The following is a 19161-nucleotide window of genomic DNA, read 5'->3' on the forward strand; positions in this document are numbered from 1 at the left end:
CTTGATTCGGGGGAGCAGAAGCCAGAGAAATCGGGCACGCCGACGTCACGTGGACGAATTCTGTGCGGCCGAGCTGGTGCATCCCCGGAAAACGAAACCTGGTACCGGATGGGGCGCCGACGTCAAAACGCTGCGCGTCGTACTCATCCGGCTCTATACCCACGCAGCCGTCGACTATTTATCGATGTGCCGGGAGCATATGGTTTTAACCCAGTGGAGTGAATCGTAAGGTGATGTACAAAAGCCCGCCCGGCCCCGGAAACAGCAAGAGGCCCCCGTCACCCGACGGGGGCCTCTCAACTGCCGTTCCCTCAGCCCAGCTTGCTCACATCGCGCACCGCGCCCTTGTCCGCGCTGGTGGCCATGGCGGCGTAGGCGCGCAGGGCCTGGGAAACCTTGCGCTCGCGCTGCTTGGGGGCGTAGACGCCGCCCAGGGCGAGCCGGCGGGACTCCAACTCGACGTCGCTGACGAGGAGTTCGATCGAGCGGTTGGGGATGTCGATGCGGATGCGGTCACCGTCCTCGACGAGGGCGATGGTGCCGCCGGATGCCGCCTCCGGCGAGGCGTGGCCGATGGAGAGGCCGGACGTGCCGCCGGAGAAGCGGCCGTCGGTGACCAGCGCGCACGCCTTGCCCAGGCCGCGGCCCTTGAGGAAGGACGTCGGGTAGAGCATCTCCTGCATGCCGGGGCCGCCCTTGGGGCCCTCGTAGCGGATGACGACGACGTCGCCCTCCTTGACCTGCTTGGCGAGGATCTTGTCGACGGCCTCTTCCTGCGACTCGCAGACCACGGCCGGGCCCTCGAAGGTCCAGATCGACTCGTCGACACCTGCGGTCTTCACGACGCAGCCGTCCTCGGCGATGTTGCCCTTGAGGACCGCCAGACCACCGTCGGCGGAGTACGCGTGCGCCAGGTCGCGGATGCAGCCGCCGGCCGCGTCCACATCGAGCGAGTCCCAGCGCTCGGACTGCGAGAAGGCGGTCGCCGAGCGCTTGCAGCCGGGGGCCGCGTGCCACAGTTCGACGGCCTCGGCGGAGGGCGAACCGCCGCGCACGTCCCAGGTCTTGAGCCATTCGGCCATGGAGTCGCTGTGCACGGTGTGCACGTCCTCGTTGAGCATCCCGGCGCGGTACAGCTCGCCGAGGATGGCGGGGATGCCGCCCGCCCGGTGCACGTCCTCCATGTAGTACGTGCCGCCCGGCGCGACGTTCGGGGCGACCTTCGCCAGGCAGGGCACCCGCCGGGAGACCGCGTTGATGTCGTCCAGGTCGAAGTCGAGTCCGGCTTCCTGGGCGGCGGCGAGCAGGTGCAGGATCGTGTTGGTCGAGCCGCCCATGGCGATGTCCAGGGCCATGGCGTTCTCGAAGGCGGCGCGGGAGCCGATGGTGCGCGGCAGGACGGTCGTGTCGTCCTGCTCGTAGTGCCGCTTGGTGATCTCGACGACGGTGCGTCCGGCGTTCTCGTACAGCGCCTTGCGGGCGGTGTGGGTGGCCAGCACGGAGCCGTTGCCGGGGAGGGAGAGGCCGATGGCCTCCGTCAGGCAGTTCATGGAGTTGGCGGTGAACATGCCGGAACAGGAGCCGCAGGTCGGGCAGGCGTTGTCCTCGATGCGGAGGATGTCCTCGTCCGAGATGTTCTCGTTGACCGCGTCGGAGATCGCGTTGATCAGGTCGAGCTTGCGGACGGTGCCGTCGACGAGGGTGGCCTTGCCTGCCTCCATCGGGCCGCCGGAGACGAAGACGGTCGGGATGTTCAGGCGCATCGCGGCCATCAGCATGCCGGGGGTGATCTTGTCGCAGTTGGAGATGCAGATCAGCGCGTCCGCGCAGTGCGCCTCGACCATGTACTCGACGGAGTCGGCGATCAGGTCGCGGGACGGCAGGCTGTAGAGCATCCCGCCGTGGCCCATGGCGATGCCGTCGTCGACCGCGATGGTGTTGAACTCGCGGGCGATGCCGCCTGCCGCGTGGATCGCTTCGGAGACGATCCGGCCGACGGGCTGGAGGTGGGTGTGGCCCGGCACGAACTCCGTGAAGCTGTTGGCGACGGCGATGATCGGCTTGCCGAAGTCCTCGCGCGCTACGCCGCTGGCCTGCATAAGGGCTCGGGCGCCTGCCATGTTGCGGCCATGGGTAACGGTGCGGGACCTCAGATCGGGCACGATGGTCACTCCCTCGGGGTTCGTCCGAACGACCGCCGCGTCCGCCGCCGGACCGTGCCGGGGCGGGCGGCGTCATATAGCAGCCGTCCTTTATCAGCTGAACCCGAGATTACGCTCCCGATCCGCGATCCGGACAGCGCCTCCGCAATGTGAGACGGATGACCGGAGTGCGGACGGACCGCCACCCACCGGTGACGGGCCTCGGCTCACGACCCCGGCACCCACGTCGGCGAGGCGAGATGGAGCCGGGTGAAGGCCAGCGCCTCGGCGAGATCCGCCTCGCGCTCGGCCGCCGACATCGCGCGCCGGGTGTTGACCTCGATCACCACGTGCCCGTCGAAGCCGCTGGTGGCCAACCGTTCCAGCAGGTCGGCGCAGGGCTGGCTGCCGCGGCCAGGCACCAGGTGCTCGTCCTTGTTGGAGCCGTCGCCGTCGGCGAGGTGGATGTGGGCGAGCCGGTCGCCCATCCGGTCCACCATCGCCAGCGCGTCACTGCGCGAGGTGGCGGTGTGCGAGAGATCGACGGTGAAGTGCCGGTAGTCGTCCTGCGTCGGATCCCAGTCCGGTGCGTACGCCAGCATCTCGCGGTCGCGGTAGCGCCAGGGGTACATGTTCTCCACGGCGAACTTCACGTCCGTCTCGCCCTCCATGCGCCACACCCCGCGCACGAAGTCCCGCGCGTAGCCGCGCTGCCAGCGGAACGGCGGGTGCACCACGACCGTGGAAGCCCCCAGCTTCTCCGCGGCGTTCTTCGCGCGCTGGAGCTTGACCCACGGGTCGGTCGACCACACCCGCTGGGTGATCAGCAGACACGGCGCGTGCACGGCGAGCACCGGCACGCCGTGGTAGTCGGAGAGCCTGCGCAGCGCGTCGATGTCCTGGCTGACCGGATCGGTCCACACCATGACCTCGACGCCGTCGTAGCCCAGGCGGGCGGCGATCTCGAAGGCCGTCGCCGTCGACTCCGGGTAGACCGAAGCCGTGGACAGCGCGACCTTCGCATCCGGGATGCGCACCACTGGCTCTGTCACGAGGAACAGCGTACGGGCCGCCCCGCTCAGCCCGGGGGCAGGTGGTCGAGCCGGCGCAGGATGACGCCCTCGCGCAGCGCCCACGGGCAGATCTCCAGCGACTCCACGCCGAAGAGGTCCATCGCCGCCTCCGCCACCAGCGCCCCCGCCAGCAGCTGCGCCGCCCTGCCCTCGGACACCCCGGGCAGCCCGGTCCGCTCCTGCACGGGCATCGCCGCCAGTTTCGGCACCCACTCCTCCAGCTTCTTGCGCTCCAGCTCCCGCAGGACGTAGAGCCCGTCGCCCGAGCGGGCGGCACCGGCGATCCTGGCCAGCTGCCGGAAGGTCTTGGAGGTGCCGACGACGTGATCGGGGGCGCCGTAGCGGGTGAAATCGCTCACCACCTTCGCGATCTCGGCGCGCACCCGGCGCCGCAGCGCCCGTATGGCGTCCGCGCCCGGCGGATCGCCCGGCAGTGCGCCGCTGGTCAGCCGGCCGGCGCCGAGCGGCAGCGACACCGCCGCGTCCGGCTCCTCGTCCAGGCCGTACGCGATCTCCAGGGAGCCGCCGCCGATGTCCAGGACCAGCAGCCGGCCCGCCGACCAGCCGAACCAGCGCCTGGCGGCGAGAAAGGTGAGCCGCGCCTCGTCCTCACCGGAGAGCACCCGCAGCTCGACGCCGGTCTCCTGGGCGACCCGGCGCAGCACGTCCTCGCCGTTGGCGGCCTCACGGACCGCGGAGGTGGCGAACGGCAGCACGTCCTCGACGCCCTTGTCCTCGGCGACCTCGATCGCCTCGTGGAGGGTGGCGATCAGCTTGTCCACCCCCGCGTCGCTGATCGCGCCGTCCGCGTCCAGCAGTTCGGCGAGCCGCAGCTCCGCCTTGTGCGAGTACGCGGGCAGCGGACGCGCGCCCGGGTGCGCGTCGACCACCAGGAGATGGACCGTATTCGAACCCACATCGAGGACACCGAGTCTCATACGGGGAAACCTACTGCGGTGGCAGGAGTAGGAGTCACGCCGCCTTACGCTGGAGACGTGGCTAAGACGAAAAAGGCGAAGCACGATAAATCCCTGAAGAAGGACACAAAGCGGCAGGCCGGCGAAGCGGCGGCGCAGGGGGCCACGGCCGACGAGGTCGGCCTCGACTTCGCCCGTGCCTGGGTCACCTTCCCCGACCCGGCCGACGACGAGCAGCTCTTCCGCTGCGACCTGACCTGGCTGACCTCCCGCTGGACGTGCATCTTCGGCAGCGGCTGCCAGGGCATCGCGGCGGGACGGGCCGACGACGGCTGCTGCACGCTGGGCGCGCACTTCTCCGACGAGGAAGACGAGGAGCGGGTCGCCAAGAGTGTGGCCCGGCTCACGCCGGAGCTGTGGCAGTTCCACGACGTCGGCACCGAGTCCGGCTGGGTCGAGGAGGACGAGGACGGCGACCGGCAGACCCGGCGCTGGGACGGCTCGTGCATCTTCCAGAACCGGCCCGGCTTCCCCGCGGGCGCCGGCTGCTCGCTGCACATCCTCGCGCTGCGCGAGGGCCGCGAGCCGCTGGAGACCAAGCCGGACGTCTGCTGGCAGCTGCCGGTGCGGCGCACGTACGACTGGATCGACCGGCCCGACGACACCCAGATCCTCCAGGTGACGATCGGCGAGTACGACCGGCGCGGCTGGGGCCCCGGCGGCCATGACCTGCACTGGTGGTGCACGTCCGCCACCTCGGCGCACGGCGCGGGCGACCCGGTCTACGTCTCCTACAAGCCCGAACTCACCGAGCTGATGGGCAAGAAGGCGTACGCCAAGCTCGTCGAACTGTGCGAGGAGCGGCTGGCGGCGACGCTGCCGATGGCGCCGCACCCGGCGGATCCGCCGGTGGCCCCGAAGCCCCCGAAGGACTGACGGGCCGGCCGCGTCCCGGCCGGCCGCAGGTCAGCGCGGTGCCTTACCGGTGGCAGGCAGGGGCGAAGGGCTGCCGGGACCGGGGCCGTGCGGGGCCGTGCCGCTCGGCTCGGGCGCCGGCTCGGCCTGCGCCGGCGCCGTGTCACTCCGGCCGGGGCCCTGGTCCTTCGCGCCGTGCCCCTCGATCGTGACGGCGGCGCCGCCGGGGCCCAGCACGACCCGGTTCCGCCAGTGACCCGCGGGCTCCTGGTCGTGATCGACGAAGACCGTGACCGTCACCGTCTGCCCCGGCTTCAACTCACCGGCCGTACGGCTGATTTGGAGCCACGACGCCGCGGTGGCGGCCGTCCAGCGCACCAAAGCGCCGCCGGATGCGCTGAGGGTGATGACGGTGGTCTCGCCGCTCGGCTGCGCGGCGACGGTCAGCCGGCCTGGGCCGCCGCCGGGCGGCTGCGGGGAGCCGTCCGCGCCGGCCACCTCGACCGAGACGTCGGGGGTCCTGCCGCCTGCCAGGAACCTCGGCTGCGGCGTCCTGCTGGCGTTGCCCGCGTTCTCGTACGGGCGGCCGTCCAGCCGGGAAGTGTCCACGTCGCGGGCGGTCACCGACTGCGAGGGATCCGGATCGCCTGCCATCGGGGCGCTGCGGTACGCGGCCCACAGGGCGAGCACCGGCGCGGCCAGCACCGTGGCGACGATGGTGGTCGTCATGGCCCGACTGCGCAGTCGGCGGCGGCGGGCCGCGCGGTCGGTGGGGCCGACCGGGAATCCCGCCCGGTCGTAGCGAGGAGAACCGTTTGGCCAGCCGCTGCGGCCCGCGCGCCTGCCGCCTGCCGCGGTCCCGGCGCCCGCCACCCCCTCGGCACGCGCCGAGCGGCTGCGCCTGGCCGCGGCCAGCGCGCCGAACACGGCCTCCCGCGGCGCCTCGACCAGCGGCAGGGCACCCTGTGCCGCAGGCGCGGTGCCGGGCCAGGGGCCCGCGGCTGTGGCCCGCTCCGCGGTACGCCGGCACTCGGCGCACTCGTCGACATGCCGCACCAACTCCCGCCGCAGCGCGGCCCCGAGCAGCATCTGGGAGCCGCCCGCCGGCCGCGCCACGTCGGGGCAGCGACCGCGTTCGACGACGGCCAGCGCGGCCCGGGTCCGCTCGACCTCGCAGGAGGCGGCGGCCAGCAGGGCGTGGGTGGCGGCGGGTTCGGTGCCGAGTACCGCGGCGACCTCGTCGGCCGCCAGGCGGTGGCGTACCGAGAGCTCCAGCGCCTCGCGCTGCTCGGGTGTGGTGCCCGCGGCCTCGGGCCAGGCCAGGACGGCCAGCTCGCGCCGCTCCGCCTCGGGGTCCGCATCGGCGTCCGGCGCGGCGGACTCGGCGAGCCGGCGCAGGCAGGCCCAGCGGGCGAGCGCGTAGAGCCAGGGGCGGTAGAGCGGCGGCCCCGGCCGCTTGCCCTGCTGCCGCTCGGCGAGCGCGAGGGTCTCGCCGAGCACGGCGCTCGCCGCGTCGTGCGCGCACAGGACGGACAGGCAGTACGTGAACAGCCCGTCCAGATACGGCTCGTAGGGGCGTTGGGGGGGGTCGTGACGGGTGTGGCGATCGGGGCTTGAGTGGTGGTCGTCGCGGGCTGGGCCACCAGGGTGGCGCTGGGCGGTGCCGCGCGACCGGGGTGCGCCGGTGGTGTGCGTGGGGTGCTCGGGCCTGCTCATCACCCGGCGACGGTAGGCGGATGATGCAGCGGTGCTCCCTCTCCGGGCACACATTTGACCCTTACGAGTGACCATCTCACTCAAAAGGGGACAGGAACCACTCGTTCCGCCCATGCCGCCCGCGCGGCAAGCGTGCCCCGGGCCCTCCGCAGGCCACCCGGTCGGCGCAGCGGCCGACGTTGTCACACCCCACGGTTACGGTGGCCGCATGGCAACCCGTAAAACGTCGGCCAAGGAGCGCCCCTCCTATCGCTGCACCGAGTGCGGCTGGACCACCGCGAAGTGGCTCGGCCGCTGCCCTGAATGCCAGGCGTGGGGCACGGTCGAGGAGACCGGCGGCTCCCCGGCGGTGCGGACGACCGCTCCCGGCAGGGTCACCACCGCCGCGGTGCCCATCGGCCAGGTCGACGGGCGGCGGGCCACCGCGCGCTCCACCGGCGTGCCCGAGCTGGACCGCGTGCTCGGCGGCGGCCTTGTCCCTGGCGCCGTGGCGCTGCTGGCCGGCGAGCCGGGTGTCGGCAAGTCCACCCTCCTCCTGGACGTCGCCGCCAAGGCCGCGTCCGGCGACCACCCCACGCTCTACGTCACGGGCGAGGAGTCCGCGAGCCAGGTCCGGCTGCGCGCCGACCGCATCGGAGCGATCGACGACCACCTCTACCTCGCCGCCGAGACCGACCTCTCCGCCGTCCTCGGGCACCTGGACAGCGTCAAGCCCTCGCTGCTCGTCCTGGACTCCGTGCAGACCGTCGCCTCCCCGGAGATCGACGGCGCGCCCGGTGGCATGGCCCAGGTCCGCGAGGTCGCCGGCGCCCTCATCCGGGCGTCCAAGGAGCGCGGCATGGCCACCCTCCTGGTCGGCCACGTCACCAAGGACGGCGCCATCGCGGGGCCGCGCCTGCTGGAGCATCTCGTCGACGTGGTCCTCCAGTTCGAGGGCGACCGGCACGCCAGGCTGCGCCTCGTCCGCGGCGTCAAGAACCGCTACGGCACCACCGACGAGGTCGGCTGCTTCGAGCTGCACGACGAAGGCATCACCGGCCTCGCCGACCCTTCGGGCCTCTTCCTGACGCGCCGCGCCGAGCCCGTGCCCGGTACCTGTCTGACCGTCACCCTGGAGGGCCGCCGCCCGCTGGTCGCCGAGGTCCAGGCGCTCACCGTCGACTCGCAGATCCCCTCGCCGCGGCGTACGACGTCCGGCCTGGAGACCTCCCGGGTGTCGATGATGCTCGCCGTCCTGGAACAGCGCGGCCGGATCAGCGCCCTGGGCAAGCGCGACATCTACAGCGCCACGGTCGGCGGGGTGAAGCTCACCGAACCCGCAGCCGACCTCGCGGTGGCGCTCGCCCTGGCCAGCGCGGCCAGCGACACCCCGCTGCCGAAGAACCTCGTCGCCATCGGCGAGGTCGGTCTGGCCGGCGAGGTCAGGCGGGTGACCGGCGTGCAGCGCAGGCTCTCCGAAGCCGCCCGCCTCGGCTTCACGCACGCGCTGGTCCCGTCCGATCCGGGCCGGATCCCGGACGGCATGCGGGTCCTGGAGGTCGCCGATGTCGGCGAGGCGCTGCGCGTGCTGCCCAAGCGGGCGCGGCGAGCGGCCCCGCAGGAAGAGCCCCCGCAGGAGAGGGAGGTCCGCCGGTAGACTTTGCCCTGGTCTCGCCCAGCGCCGCAGTCTTGCCGTCGGCACACGTACGCTCCCTGGTACGTCCGCCGCAGCAGGGGCCGGGCGGCCTGCGGACCGACAGACCTTGCGACGGAGGAGTGCAGTGGCAGCCAACGACCGGGCATCGTCTCCCGGCAGGTCCGGCGGGAGCTCCGGCACCGACGCCCTGATGCGCGCCTCGCTGAGCGCGGTCGCTCCCGGTACCGCCCTGCGCGACGGCCTGGAGCGGATTCTGCGCGGCAACACCGGCGGGCTGATCGTGCTGGGCTTCGACAAGACCGTCGAGTCGATGTGCACCGGCGGCTTCGTGCTGGACGTCGAGTTCACCGCGACCCGGCTGCGGGAGCTGTGCAAGCTGGACGGCGCGCTGGTGCTCGACAAGGACATCAGCAAGATCCTGCGGGCCGGTGTGCAGCTGGTCCCGGATGCCTCCATCCCCACCGAGGAGACCGGCACCCGGCACCGCACCGCCCAGCGCGTCTCGATCCAGGCCCGCTTCCCCGTCGTCTCGGTCAGCCAGTCGATGCGGCTGATCGCCCTGTACGTCGACGGCGAGCGCCGCGTCCTGGAGGAGTCGGCCGCGATCCTCTCCCGCGCGAACCAGGCGCTGGCGACCCTGGAGCGCTACAAGCTCCGCCTGGACGAGGTCGCCGGCACCCTCTCCGCCCTGGAGATCGAGGACTTGGTGACGGTGCGGGACGTCTCCGCCGTGGCCCAGCGCCTGGAGATGGTCCGCCGGATCGCCACCGAAATCGCCGAGTACGTCGTCGAACTGGGCACCGACGGCCGCCTGCTGACGCTCCAGCTGGACGAGCTGATCGCCGGTGTAGAGCCCGAGCGCGAGCTGGTCGTCCGCGACTACGTCCCCGAGCCGACCGCCAAGCGCTCCCGCACCGTCGCCGAAGCCCTCGCCGAGCTGGACGCCCTCAGCCACACCGAGCTTCTCGAACTCCCCATCGTGGCCCGCGCGCTGGGCTACAGCGGCTCCCCCGAGACGCTGGATTCGGCGGTCTCGCCGCGCGGCTTCCGGCTGCTGGCGAAGGTCCCCCGGCTGCCCGGCGCGGTCATCGACCGCCTCGTCGACCACTTCGGCGGCCTCCAGAAGCTGCTGGCGGCGAGCGTCGACGACCTCCAGGCGGTGGACGGCGTGGGCGAGGCCCGCGCCCGCTCGGTCCGCGAGGGCCTGTCCCGCCTCGCCGAGTCGTCGATCCTCGAACGCTACGTCTGAGACGAGAACCCGGGCGAAACGTTCCGGGGCGGGTACGGGGCACCGCTCCAACAGGCCCCGCCCGCCCCACCGTTCAGCCTGTCAGCCCGTCAGCCCTCCCCCCGGAACGCCGCCTCCTTCTCCGGCGGCAGGCCGACCGCCGGCCGGCCAGGACGCTGCGGCGCCACCCCGCCGAGCGACCGCAGCCACTCCCAGGTGTCCGCCACCGTCTCCCCCACGGGCCGGCACCGCAGCCCCGTGGCCAGCGCCTTCGACACGTCCCCGCGGTGCAGCGTGTCGTGCGCCTCGCCCGGCGGCAGCCAGACCGGCAGCTCCGTCCAGGGCTGGATCCCGGCGGCCTGCACCGCGTCCGGCGCCGCCCAGCGCAGCTCCGCGTGTGCACCTGTCACCCGCACGCAGTGGTCGAGCAGTTCGCCCATCGTGGTGTGCCCCGGCGCGCTGACCAGGTTGTACGGGCCGCCCGCGATGCCGTCCCCGATGCCGTCAAGCAGCCATTCCGCGAGGTCGCGGGCGTCGATGTACTGGAGGGGCAGCTCGCGGGGCCCTGGCGCGAGCACCGGGCCGCCGCGCGCGATCCGGTTCAGCCACCACGGCAGCCGCCCGATGTTCTCGTACGGGCCGAGTATCAGCCCCGCGCGGGCCAGCACCGCCCGGTCGCCGAAGGCTTCGGCGGCGGCGATCTCGGCGCCCCGCTTGGCCTGCGCGTAGTCGTCCGCCGTGGTGGCGTCGGGCGAGCCCGGCACCAGCGGCCCGCTCTCGTCGAGTCCTGCGGCGCACGGGAACGGGTGCACGGACCTGCTGGAGACGTAGACGTAGCGGCCCGCACGGTCCGCCAGCAGCCGCGCCGCGTCCCTGACCGCGACCGGCGCGCCGCTCCAGGTGTCGACGACGGCGTCCCACTCACCCGCCGCGAGGGCCGCGAGGCCCGCCGCCGTGCTCCGGTCGCCGTGCAGCGCCGTCGCGCCAGGTGGCGGGGCGTGGTGCCCGCGGTGGAACACCGTCACCTGCCAACCCCTGGCCAGCGCCGCCTCGGTGACCGCGCGGCCGACGAACTCCGTTCCGCCCAGCATCAGTAGTCTCATGCCGCGACTGTGCCGCACGGCCCGCGGCCCGCGGGGCCCTGCACGCTGTGGGCGGATCCCCTACGAGCGGAACAACCGGAGGAGGCCGCTCCGGACGGGCCCGTTCAGTCCTTGGCGAGCACGAACGACGTACGGGCCGCCGCGAGCCCCGGCACCTTGGCCTCGATCTGGTACTTGCCCGCAGGAACGGCCGCCGCGCTCGGCGTCGCGCAGTCCGGGTGGCTCACCTTGCGGTCCCACGTGACGGTGCGCTGGAGCGAGCCGTGCGCCGGGATCTTCACCGGCGCGGCGGCGGCGCCCGCGGGGCAGTCGTCGGACGCCCACACCGGGTCGTCGCCCGCGGTGTCGGTGATCGTGAGCACCGCGGCCTTGCCGCCGAGGTCCACCTTGCAGTCGGCGCCCGCGGTGTTCTTGACCGTCAGCTCGAACTTCGGCTTCTCGCCCGGCCGGTAGGAGTCCTTGACACTGTGCAGCGCCAACTCCGTGCCGCCATCCGCGCAGTTCGCGAGGGAGCCGCCGGCCGCCACCGCGCCGCCGCCCGTGCCCTCGCCGATCGGCGTGCCGCCGGAGCCGCCGGAACCCGCGCCCGCGCCGCCACCGGAGCCGCCGCTGCCGCCCGCACCCGAGCCGCCGCCCGACCCCGAACCGCCGCCGTCACCGCCGCCACTGCCCGACTCATCGCGCCCGCCCGGCTTTTGACTGATCGCCGGTCCTGTCGATGAGGGACCTGGCGTGATGGACGTCGCGGGCCCCGAGCCGTCGTGGCCCTTGCTCTCGGCGCTGGTTCTGCCGCTGCCCCCGCCCAAGTTGAGGAGCCACACCACCAGGAGGGCGAGCAGCGCGAAGATGCCCAGCGCAACGGCCCTCCGCCGCCAGTAGATGGAGGAGGGGAGCGGCCCGATCGGATTGCGCAGTGATCCCACGCGGAAACTCTACGAGAGAACCCTGGGCACACCGGCCAGTACCCGCCGCACAGAACGGCAACTTTTCCCATGATCGGCCCGGATCCGGGTCCGCGGACCCGATTCCCACCCGATTCCGGTTCCGCCTCCGCCTCTCCCGCCCCTTCCACCCCGCCGCCGCACACCTCCGGGCAGCCACCGCCCCGGCACGGAACGTCACCGAACCCCCACCCGGTGTTCGCCGGAATGCCCTCCGGACGTCGTTCAGGTGCGATCAGTGCCCGGCATTACGTACCGTCGTCCCTCATGAACAGCACCGATCTCTATCGCGACGTCACCGACTTCGCGCATGGCACCCCTGGATGGGTCCATTCCTTCGCCGACGCCGGCACCGAAGGCGGGATTCTGCTCCTGATGGCGGTGGCCATCCTGGGATGGTGGCGGTCCCGTCGGCACGACCCGCGCGCCGTCGCCCTCGCCATACTGGTGCCGGTCGGCACCGTCGTCGCGTACGTCCTGAGCGAGATCGTCAAGGGCATGGTGGAGGAGGAGCGTCCCTGCCGTGCGGTGGCACACGCGGCGGCCTCCATCGCGACATGCCCGCCCGAGGGCGACTGGTCCTTCCCCAGCAACCACTCGGTGATCGCCGCCTCCCTGGCCGTCGGCATCGCCATCGCCTGGCGGGCCGCGATCTGGCTCGCGGTGCCGGTGGCCCTGCTGACCGGCTTCTCCCGGGTCTTCGTCGGCGTCCACTACCCGCACGACGTGGCCGCAGGACTCGCCTTCGGCGCGGTGCTCGCCGCCCTGACCATCCTGCTGCTCAGGCGGCCGATGACGGCGCTGGTGCTGCGGCTGCGCTCCGGGCCGCTGCGCCCGCTGGTCGAGGCGCAGCGGGGCTCGCACGCGGCGGTGTAGGGCCTCCGTTTGGGTCAGGCCGGCGGAACGGGCCGCGTGACACCGCGCAGGGGTTGTCTACGGAGTGGCGGTCGCCGGCCGCCACTCCTCTTTGTGTCCGAAGCCCCGGCCGTTGTCGATCAGCCGCAGCCAGTCGGGGCGCAGCTCCCACAGCTCGGTCCGCTCCAGGGCCGCGCGCAGCCGCTCGTCCGCCGCGACGAACGGGAACCGCCCGGTGTACGCGGCCCAGCCTGCCGCCCGCTCATCGCCCGCCAGCACGCGGCAGCGGCCCCGCCCCTGGAGGCCGGTCAGCGCGGTCCACTCCTGGCCGTCCCGCTGCGCCGTGAACGCCACCCGCGCACCGGGCTGCCGCAGCGCCCTGCCGTGCCGGGTCGTGCCCGAGGTGACGAAGTACGCCACCGGGCCCGCCGCGTCGCCGCCCGCGGCGTAGAGCACCGCACACGCCTGCGGCCCGTCCGCGTCGCCGTACGCCAGCGTCAGCGTCGTGTGACCGGCCAGCGCCCGCAGAATCTCCTCCGGACAGCCGCCGCTCCGGCCCGCGTCCTGCATCTCGCCCGCCCTGCCCATCTCGTCCATCTCCTCCGCCTCGTTCGCTTCATCCGGCATCCCTGCCACTCCTCTCCCGCTTCTCCCGCTTCGCTGCCCGGCTCCGCCCCTGGTCGCATCCTCGCGCGCGGCCCGCGGCCGGCGCGCACCGGCTCCGTGCGGGGCGGCGCGGGCCCCGGCCGCGTACCGCCGGTAAGCGGCCACCCGTACGTACCGGACCGTCCCGCGTGCGGGTGGGCGCGCGACGGCGCGGCCCGGCGCGTTTCCCGGGCGCCGCCGCTCGTGCCACCATCAGCGGTGCCATGACTTCGACGCCTGTCTCCCCCGCTGCCACTGCCACCGCCGCCACTCCCGCGCCCGCCGCCGCACCGGCCGCGGACGCCACCGACGGGACCGGACTGCACGGCCCCGTCACCGCCTGGTTCGACGCCCATGCCCGTGATCTGCCCTGGCGCCGCCCCGAGGCCGGCGCCTGGGGCGTGATGGTCAGCGAGTTCATGCTCCAGCAGACACCCGTCAGCCGCGTGCTGCCGGTGTACGAGCAGTGGCTGGCCCGCTGGCCGCGCCCCGCCGACCTGGCCGCCGAGGCACCGGGCGAGGCCGTCCGCGCCTGGGGCCGGCTCGGCTACCCGCGGCGCGCCCTGCGCCTGCACGCCGCCGCATCGGCCATACAGGAGCGGCACGGCGGCGATGTGCCGCGCGAGCACGCCCAGTTGCTGGCGCTGCCCGGCGTCGGCGAGTACACCGCCGCGGCCGTCGCCTCCTTCGCGTACGGGCAGCGGCACGCGGTCCTGGACACCAACGTGCGCCGGGTGTTCGCCCGCGCGGTGGCCGGCCGCCAGTACCCGCCGAACGCCACCACCGCCGCCGAACGCAAGCTCGCCCGCGCGCTGCTGCCCGACGACGAAGGGGTCGCGGCGAAGTGGGCGGCGGCCACGATGGAGCTGGGTGCGCTGGTGTGCACGGCGCGCGGCCCTGAGTGCGCACGCTGCCCGATCGCCGCGCAGTGCGCCTGGCGGCTGGCCGGATCCCCGGCGCACGAGGGCCCGGCGCGCCGCACCCAGAGCTACGCGGGCACCGACCGCCAGGTGCGCGGCAAGCTGCTCGCCGTGCTGCGCGAGGCCGTCCACCCCGTGCCGCAGGTAATGCTCGACGCGGTGTGGGACGAACCGGTGCAGCGGGCCCGCGCGCTGGACGGACTCGTCGCCGACGGTCTGGTGGAACCGCTGCACGGTGGCCGTTACCGTTTGCCGCTGACGTGAAGCGGCGCACCTGCCCCTGATGGGAATTGAGGGACGCACCCGCGGGTGCGTCCCTCCGTCCGTCCGGCGCACCCCGCTCCGAAGCCCCCGGACCCCCGGTTCGCCGAACGCCCCCCGGAAAACGGCCCGTCGGTCTTCCGGCGGGGACGTCGTCCCCCCGGAGGATGACGCCCCGGGCCCCGCCGTCCCTCCGGAGGAGGACCCGCGGCCCGCTGTTACACAACCGAGGGTTTTCCGTGCACTGCCTGTGGGGCCGACGCACATTACGCCGCAACACCCCCTCCGTAGCGTCCTTCTCGTGCTGGAGACGACCACCGGCACGGTCAACGTGGGGAAGCGCAAGCGGATCGGAGGCGTCGGGATGGCGACCAGCGGCGGCAAGGTACTGGACTTCGAAGAGTACGTACGGACGCGGCAGGAGGCCCTGCTCCGCAGCGCCCGACGGCTGGTGCCCGACCCTGTCGACGCCCAGGACCTGCTGCAGACGGCCCTGGTCCGCACGTACGGCCGCTGGGACGGCATCGCCGACAAGTCGCTGGCCGACGCCTACCTCCGCCGCGTCATGATCAACACGCGGACGGAGTGGTGGCGGGCCCGCAAGCTGGAGGAGGTGCCCACCGAGCAGCTCCCCGACGCGAGCGTCGACGACGGCACCGAGCAGCGCGCCGACCGCGCCCTCCTGATGGACATCCTCGGCGTGCTCGCTCCCAAGCAGCGCAGCGTGGTCGTCCTGCGACACTGGGAGCAGATGAGCACCGAGGAGACCGCTGCCGCGCTCGGCATGTCGACCGGTACCGTCAAGAGCACGCTGCACCGCGCCCTGGCCCGGCTGCGTCAGGAACTGGCGAACCGCGACATCGACGCGCGGATGCTGGAGCGTGGCGAGCAGGAGCAGGAGCGGTGCGCGGCCTGACGGGCGGCGTACGGCGCCGCGCACGGCGCACCACACTGAGCAGCACACCGGCCACGGCATCCGTCCGGGCGCCCGCCGGTGCCACCACAACAGCAACAGCGGCAGGATCAGCGGCTGTGCGAGCAGCACGGTGAGCAGGAGCGGATTGTCCAGGAACAGGTTGACCATGGACAGGTTGACCAGAGGCGGCGCAGCCACGGCGGGGGTGGCCGCCGTCGGCCTGCTGCTGGCCGGCTGCAATCCCGGCGGCGGAGGCGTCCGCAGCGAGGGCTCGGCCGGGCCCACACCGGGCACACCGCCCCGGGGCGCGGCGACCGCGTCCCCCAGCCCGTCCGCCACCGCCGGGTACAAGAAGGTCGACGCGGTCGGCCTGCTGAAGAAGGACCCGAAGGTCGGCGCGGACGTGAAGCGGACCCTCGCCAAACCCTGCGCCGCCGACGAGTACCCGGTCGAGGTGACCTATGCGTCGGTGACCGGCAGCAAAGCTCCCGACGTCATCGTGAACGTCATGACCTGCGCGGACTCCATGGGCATCGGCTCGTACGTCTACCGCAAGGACGAGGACGCGCACGCCGGGACCGACGGGTATGACAACGTGTTCAGCAACGAACAGCCGTCGGTCTCCGCCGGGGTCAACAAGGGCGACCTGGAGATCTCGAAGCAGACCTACGGCAGCGGTGACAAGGTGTGCTGTCCGTCCGGCGAGGACGTGACGACCTACCGTTGGTCCCAGGACCGCTTCACCGAGTTCGCGCGGTCCCACACGGACTACAGCAAGACCGGCGTCGACGGCACCGCGCCCGAAGACGGCAACGCATCGGAGGGTTGAGACAACCGCATGGCCGACACCCATGTGCTCTTCGTCGAGGACGACGACGTCATCCGCGAGGCCACCCAACTCGCCCTGGAGCGGGACGGGTTCGTGGTCACCGCGATGCCCGACGGGCTCGCGGGCCTGGAGGCGTTCCGCGCCGACCGGCCCGATATCGCGCTCCTGGACGTCATGGTGCCGGGACTTGACGGCGTCAGCCTGTGCCGCCGGATCCGGGACGAGTCCACGGTGCCGGTGATCATGCTGTCGGCGCGTGCCGACTCCATCGACGTGGTGCTCGGCCTGGAAGCCGGCGCCGACGACTACGTCACCAAGCCGTTCGACGGTGCGGTGCTGGTCGCCCGGATCCGCGCCGTGCTGCGCCGCTTCGGGCACGCCAGCGGGCCGGACGGCGCGGGCGCCCGCACGGCCGACGCACCGGAGCCCGCCGAGGCGATACTGCGCTTCGGCGATCTTGAGGTGGACACCGAAGGCATGGAGGTCCGCAAGGGCGGTGTGCCGGTCGCGCTGACGCCGACCGAGATGCGCCTGCTGCTGGAGTTCTCCGACGCGCCGGGCACGGTCCTCTCCCGCGACCGGCTGCTGGAGCGGGTCTGGGACTACGGCTGGGGCGGTGACACCCGGGTCGTCGACGTCCACGTCCAGCGGCTGCGCGGCAAGATCGGCCAGGACCGCATCGAGACGGTCCGCGGCTTCGGCTACAAGCTGAGAGGCTGACGGGCCCGGTGGTCAGGCTGGCCCTGCGCACGGGCCTGAGGTGGAAGCTCAGCGCCGCCATCGCGCTCGTCGGAGCGCTGGTCGCGATCGCGCTGAGCATCGTCGTACACAACGCCGCCCGGGTCTCGATGCTCGACAACAGCCGGGACGTGCAGGTCGACCGTCTTGACATCGTCCAGCGGATGTTCGAGTCGACCGGCCGGCTGCAATTCGGCGCGAAGATCGACGATCCCGCGCTGCCGCCCGAGCTGCGCAAGGAAGTCACCGGCTACAAGCGCGCCACCTACCTCCAGGACACCGGCGACACCGCCCCCGAGGTCTGGGCCGCCGCCCCGCTCGGCAACGACCGGGTGCTGTCGATCCACAACCGTTTCCCCGACAGGTTCGCCGTCCTCGACGACCTGGACCAGGCACTGCTCATAGGGTCGGTCGCGGTCGTGGTCGGCGGCTGCGCGCTGGGCGTACTGGTCGGCGGCCGGCTCTCCAAGCGGCTGCGCAAGGCGGCAGCCGCCGCAGGGAAGCTCGCCGACGGCGACACATCCGTCCGGATCCGCGACGAGGTCGGCGGCCGGATCAGGGACGAGACGGACGACCTGGCCTGGGCCGTCGACGCCATGTCCGACGCGCTCCAGAAGCGCATCGAGGCCGAGCGCCGGGTCACCGCCGACATCGCGCACGAGCTGCGCACCCCCGTCACCGGACTGCTCACCGCGGCCGAACTGCTGCCGCCGGGACGCCCCACCGAACTCGTCAGGGACCGGGCGCAGGCGCTGCGCACCCTCGTCGAGGACGTCCTGGAAGTGGCCCGCCTCGACGGTCACGCGGAGCGCGCCGAGCTGCAGGACGTCGCCCTCGGTGAGTTCGTCCGCCGCCGGGTGCGGTCCCTGAACACCGACGTCGGCGTCGAGATCGTCCGCGACGCGGAGGTCACCACCGACCCGCGCCGCCTGGAACGCATCCTCGGCAACCTCATCGCCAACGCCACCCGGCACGGCAAGCCGCCGATCGAGGTGACCGTCGAAGGCCGGGTGCTGCGGGTACGCGACCACGGCACCGGCTTCCCCGAGGCGCTGCTGCGCGAGGGCCCGAGCCGCTTCCGCACCGGCAGCAGCGACCGCGCGGGCCGCGGCCACGGCCTGGGCCTGACCATCGCCGCAGGTCAGGCCCGCGTCCTAGGCGCCCGTCTGACCTTCCGCAACGCCGACGAGGCCGCCGAAGGATCGACCGGCGCCGTCTCCGTCCTGTGGCTGCCGGAGAACGCGCCGACGGCCACCGGCAGCTTCCCCGTCATCCACCTGCCGGACCGCTGACCTGCTGGGCCGGCGGCCCCGCGGGCTCCTCGCCGGCCCCCGTCCCATCGGCCCCCTTCCCGTTCCCCTTGCCCTTCCCGTTCAGGGAGCCGCTCCAGTAGGCGTCCTCCCACCGGCCGGCGTCCGGGCTGAACTCGACCTCGGCCCTGTCGGCGGCATCGGCGGGCAGCGAGAAGGCGTACTTCCCGACGGCCTTCCTGCCGGGGAGGACGTAGCCGGTGATGACCTTCTGCCGCCCGCTCCCGTCGATCACCAGCGACGCCGAGGCTCCGTCGGCGTCGTTGACGTCGGGCAGCCCGGTCTCGACCGCGATCCGCTCGCTGCCGGTGTTGACGACCGTGACCGTCACCTCGACGGCCTTGTTGCCCTTGGCGTGACCATGGGCGTAGGCGTCCGGGGTGAATGGCTCCGGCTTGGCGACCGTGACCTTCAGACCGTCGTCGAAGGTGTACGACTCGCCGAAGGACAGGTGCCGGGCCTCTTCCGCCGCCTCCTCGGACTCCGCCTCGGCCGACGCGGAGGCTTCCGCCTCCTTGATCGTCGTGCGCGCGCGGTCAACGGCCTTGTCCACCACGATGATGCTGAAGACGCCGCCCCCGACCGCGGCCAGCAGCCCGGCCACGCCCAGCACCACACCGGTCACGGCCATGCCCTTGTTCGTCGCCAGGCCCCTGCGCACCTGGCTCAGCCCGACGAAGCCGAATATCAGGGCCAGCAGCGCCGGCAGCCAGGACATCCAGAACAGGAAGACGAACAGGCCGAGCACGACACCGCAGATGCCGAGCACCAGGGCCGCGACGCCCATGCCGTTGCGCGGCTGCGGTGCCCACATCGGCGCCATCGGCACCGGGTAGGGCTCCTGGCCGACAGGAGCCGATCCGGGCGGCGGCGGGCTCCACGGGTTGTAGTCCCCCGCTGCCTGCTCACCAGGCTTCTGACCGTCAGGTATCTGACCGCCGGGCTTCTGGTCGTCGGGCGGAGTGGGCACGGTCATGCGCAGTCCTCGAATTAGGCCGAAAGAGACGAACTGGCGAC

17 protein-coding genes are annotated in these 19161 nt (G+C 72.9%); 9 read left to right on the forward strand and 8 right to left on the reverse strand.

Going from position 1 to position 19161, the window contains the following annotated elements:
• Positions 1-311: 311 nt before the first annotated feature.
• From ilvD to ACGFNI_RS23095, 3 genes are all read right to left on the reverse strand, one after another.
• Positions 312-2162: a dihydroxy-acid dehydratase gene (gene ilvD, locus ACGFNI_RS23085; protein WP_393686513.1), complete on the reverse strand. Its 1851-nt coding sequence runs from the start codon at positions 2160-2162 to the stop codon at positions 312-314.
• Positions 2163-2368: 206 nt separating this feature from the next.
• A complete protein-coding gene (locus ACGFNI_RS23090; RefSeq protein WP_393686709.1) occupies positions 2369-3181 on the reverse strand; it encodes a sugar phosphate isomerase/epimerase family protein in 813 nt (270 codons plus the stop codon).
• A gap of 38 nt (positions 3182-3219) precedes the next feature.
• A complete protein-coding gene (locus ACGFNI_RS23095) occupies positions 3220-4152 on the reverse strand; it encodes a Ppx/GppA family phosphatase (RefSeq protein WP_393686514.1) in 933 nt (310 codons plus the stop codon).
• 57 nt (positions 4153-4209) lie between these two features.
• Between ACGFNI_RS23095 and ACGFNI_RS23100 the strand changes: the two genes are divergently transcribed.
• Entirely contained in the window at positions 4210-5067 is an 858-nt protein-coding gene (locus tag ACGFNI_RS23100) for a hypothetical protein (protein ID WP_393686515.1), read from the forward strand.
• Between the two features lie 30 nt (positions 5068-5097).
• On the opposite strand, the gene ACGFNI_RS23105 is transcribed toward ACGFNI_RS23100, so the two are convergent.
• Positions 5098-6762, reverse strand: a complete 1665-nt coding sequence (locus tag ACGFNI_RS23105) for a sigma-70 family RNA polymerase sigma factor (RefSeq protein WP_393686516.1) — start codon at positions 6760-6762, stop codon at positions 5098-5100.
• Between the two features lie 208 nt (positions 6763-6970).
• Between ACGFNI_RS23105 and radA the strand changes: the two genes are divergently transcribed.
• Complete coding sequence (gene radA, locus ACGFNI_RS23110; RefSeq protein ID WP_393686517.1) at positions 6971-8398, forward strand: DNA repair protein RadA; 1428 nt, start codon at positions 6971-6973, stop codon at positions 8396-8398.
• 124 nt (positions 8399-8522) lie between these two features.
• On the forward strand, positions 8523-9647 hold the full coding sequence (gene disA / locus ACGFNI_RS23115) for a DNA integrity scanning diadenylate cyclase DisA (RefSeq protein WP_227049993.1): 1125 nt from the start codon (positions 8523-8525) through the stop codon (positions 9645-9647).
• Positions 9648-9736: 89 nt separating this feature from the next.
• On the opposite strand, the gene ACGFNI_RS23120 is transcribed toward disA, so the two are convergent.
• Positions 9737-10729 carry an NAD-dependent epimerase/dehydratase family protein gene (locus ACGFNI_RS23120; RefSeq protein WP_393686518.1) on the reverse strand — a complete coding sequence of 331 codons (993 nt, stop codon included), beginning with the start codon at positions 10727-10729 and terminating at the stop codon, positions 9737-9739.
• 104 nt (positions 10730-10833) lie between these two features.
• On the reverse strand, positions 10834-11652 hold the full coding sequence (locus ACGFNI_RS23125; RefSeq protein ID WP_393686519.1) for a hypothetical protein: 819 nt from the start codon (positions 11650-11652) through the stop codon (positions 10834-10836).
• A gap of 285 nt (positions 11653-11937) precedes the next feature.
• Between ACGFNI_RS23125 and ACGFNI_RS23130 the strand changes: the two genes are divergently transcribed.
• Positions 11938-12546 (forward strand): phosphatase PAP2 family protein, encoded by a 609-nt coding sequence (locus ACGFNI_RS23130; protein ID WP_393686520.1) that lies wholly within the window; start codon positions 11938-11940, stop codon positions 12544-12546.
• A 57-nt stretch (positions 12547-12603) separates the two neighbouring features.
• On the opposite strand, the gene ACGFNI_RS23135 is transcribed toward ACGFNI_RS23130, so the two are convergent.
• Positions 12604-13152: a pyridoxamine 5'-phosphate oxidase gene (locus tag ACGFNI_RS23135; protein ID WP_393686521.1), complete on the reverse strand. Its 549-nt coding sequence runs from the start codon at positions 13150-13152 to the stop codon at positions 12604-12606.
• A gap of 242 nt (positions 13153-13394) precedes the next feature.
• Here ACGFNI_RS23135 and ACGFNI_RS23140 point away from each other — a divergent pair, with 242 nt between their 5' ends.
• The 5 genes from ACGFNI_RS23140 (at position 13395) to cseC (ending at position 18126) form a co-directional block, all read left to right on the forward strand.
• Positions 13395-14354 (forward strand): A/G-specific adenine glycosylase, encoded by a 960-nt coding sequence (locus ACGFNI_RS23140; protein ID WP_393686522.1) that lies wholly within the window; start codon positions 13395-13397, stop codon positions 14352-14354.
• A 298-nt stretch (positions 14355-14652) separates the two neighbouring features.
• Entirely contained in the window at positions 14653-15267 is a 615-nt protein-coding gene (locus ACGFNI_RS23145; protein WP_393686523.1) for a SigE family RNA polymerase sigma factor, read from the forward strand.
• 166 nt (positions 15268-15433) lie between these two features.
• Entirely contained in the window at positions 15434-16096 is a 663-nt protein-coding gene (locus tag ACGFNI_RS23150; RefSeq protein ID WP_393686524.1) for a hypothetical protein, read from the forward strand.
• Between the two features lie 9 nt (positions 16097-16105).
• Positions 16106-16816 (forward strand): two-component system response regulator CseB, encoded by a 711-nt coding sequence (gene cseB / locus ACGFNI_RS23155; protein WP_393686525.1) that lies wholly within the window; start codon positions 16106-16108, stop codon positions 16814-16816.
• Positions 16817-16824: 8 nt separating this feature from the next.
• A complete protein-coding gene (gene cseC, locus ACGFNI_RS23160; RefSeq protein WP_393686526.1) occupies positions 16825-18126 on the forward strand; it encodes a two-component system sensor histidine kinase CseC in 1302 nt (433 codons plus the stop codon).
• Here the strand turns inward: cseC and ACGFNI_RS23165 are convergent.
• Positions 18104-19120: a DUF4190 domain-containing protein gene (locus ACGFNI_RS23165; protein ID WP_393686527.1), complete on the reverse strand. Its 1017-nt coding sequence runs from the start codon at positions 19118-19120 to the stop codon at positions 18104-18106. The genes cseC and ACGFNI_RS23165 overlap by 23 nt on opposite strands.
• Positions 19121-19161 lie beyond the last annotated feature (41 nt).

The organism is Streptomyces sp. NPDC048644 (assembly GCF_043199105.1).
Taxonomy (GTDB): domain Bacteria; phylum Actinomycetota; class Actinomycetes; order Streptomycetales; family Streptomycetaceae; genus Streptomyces.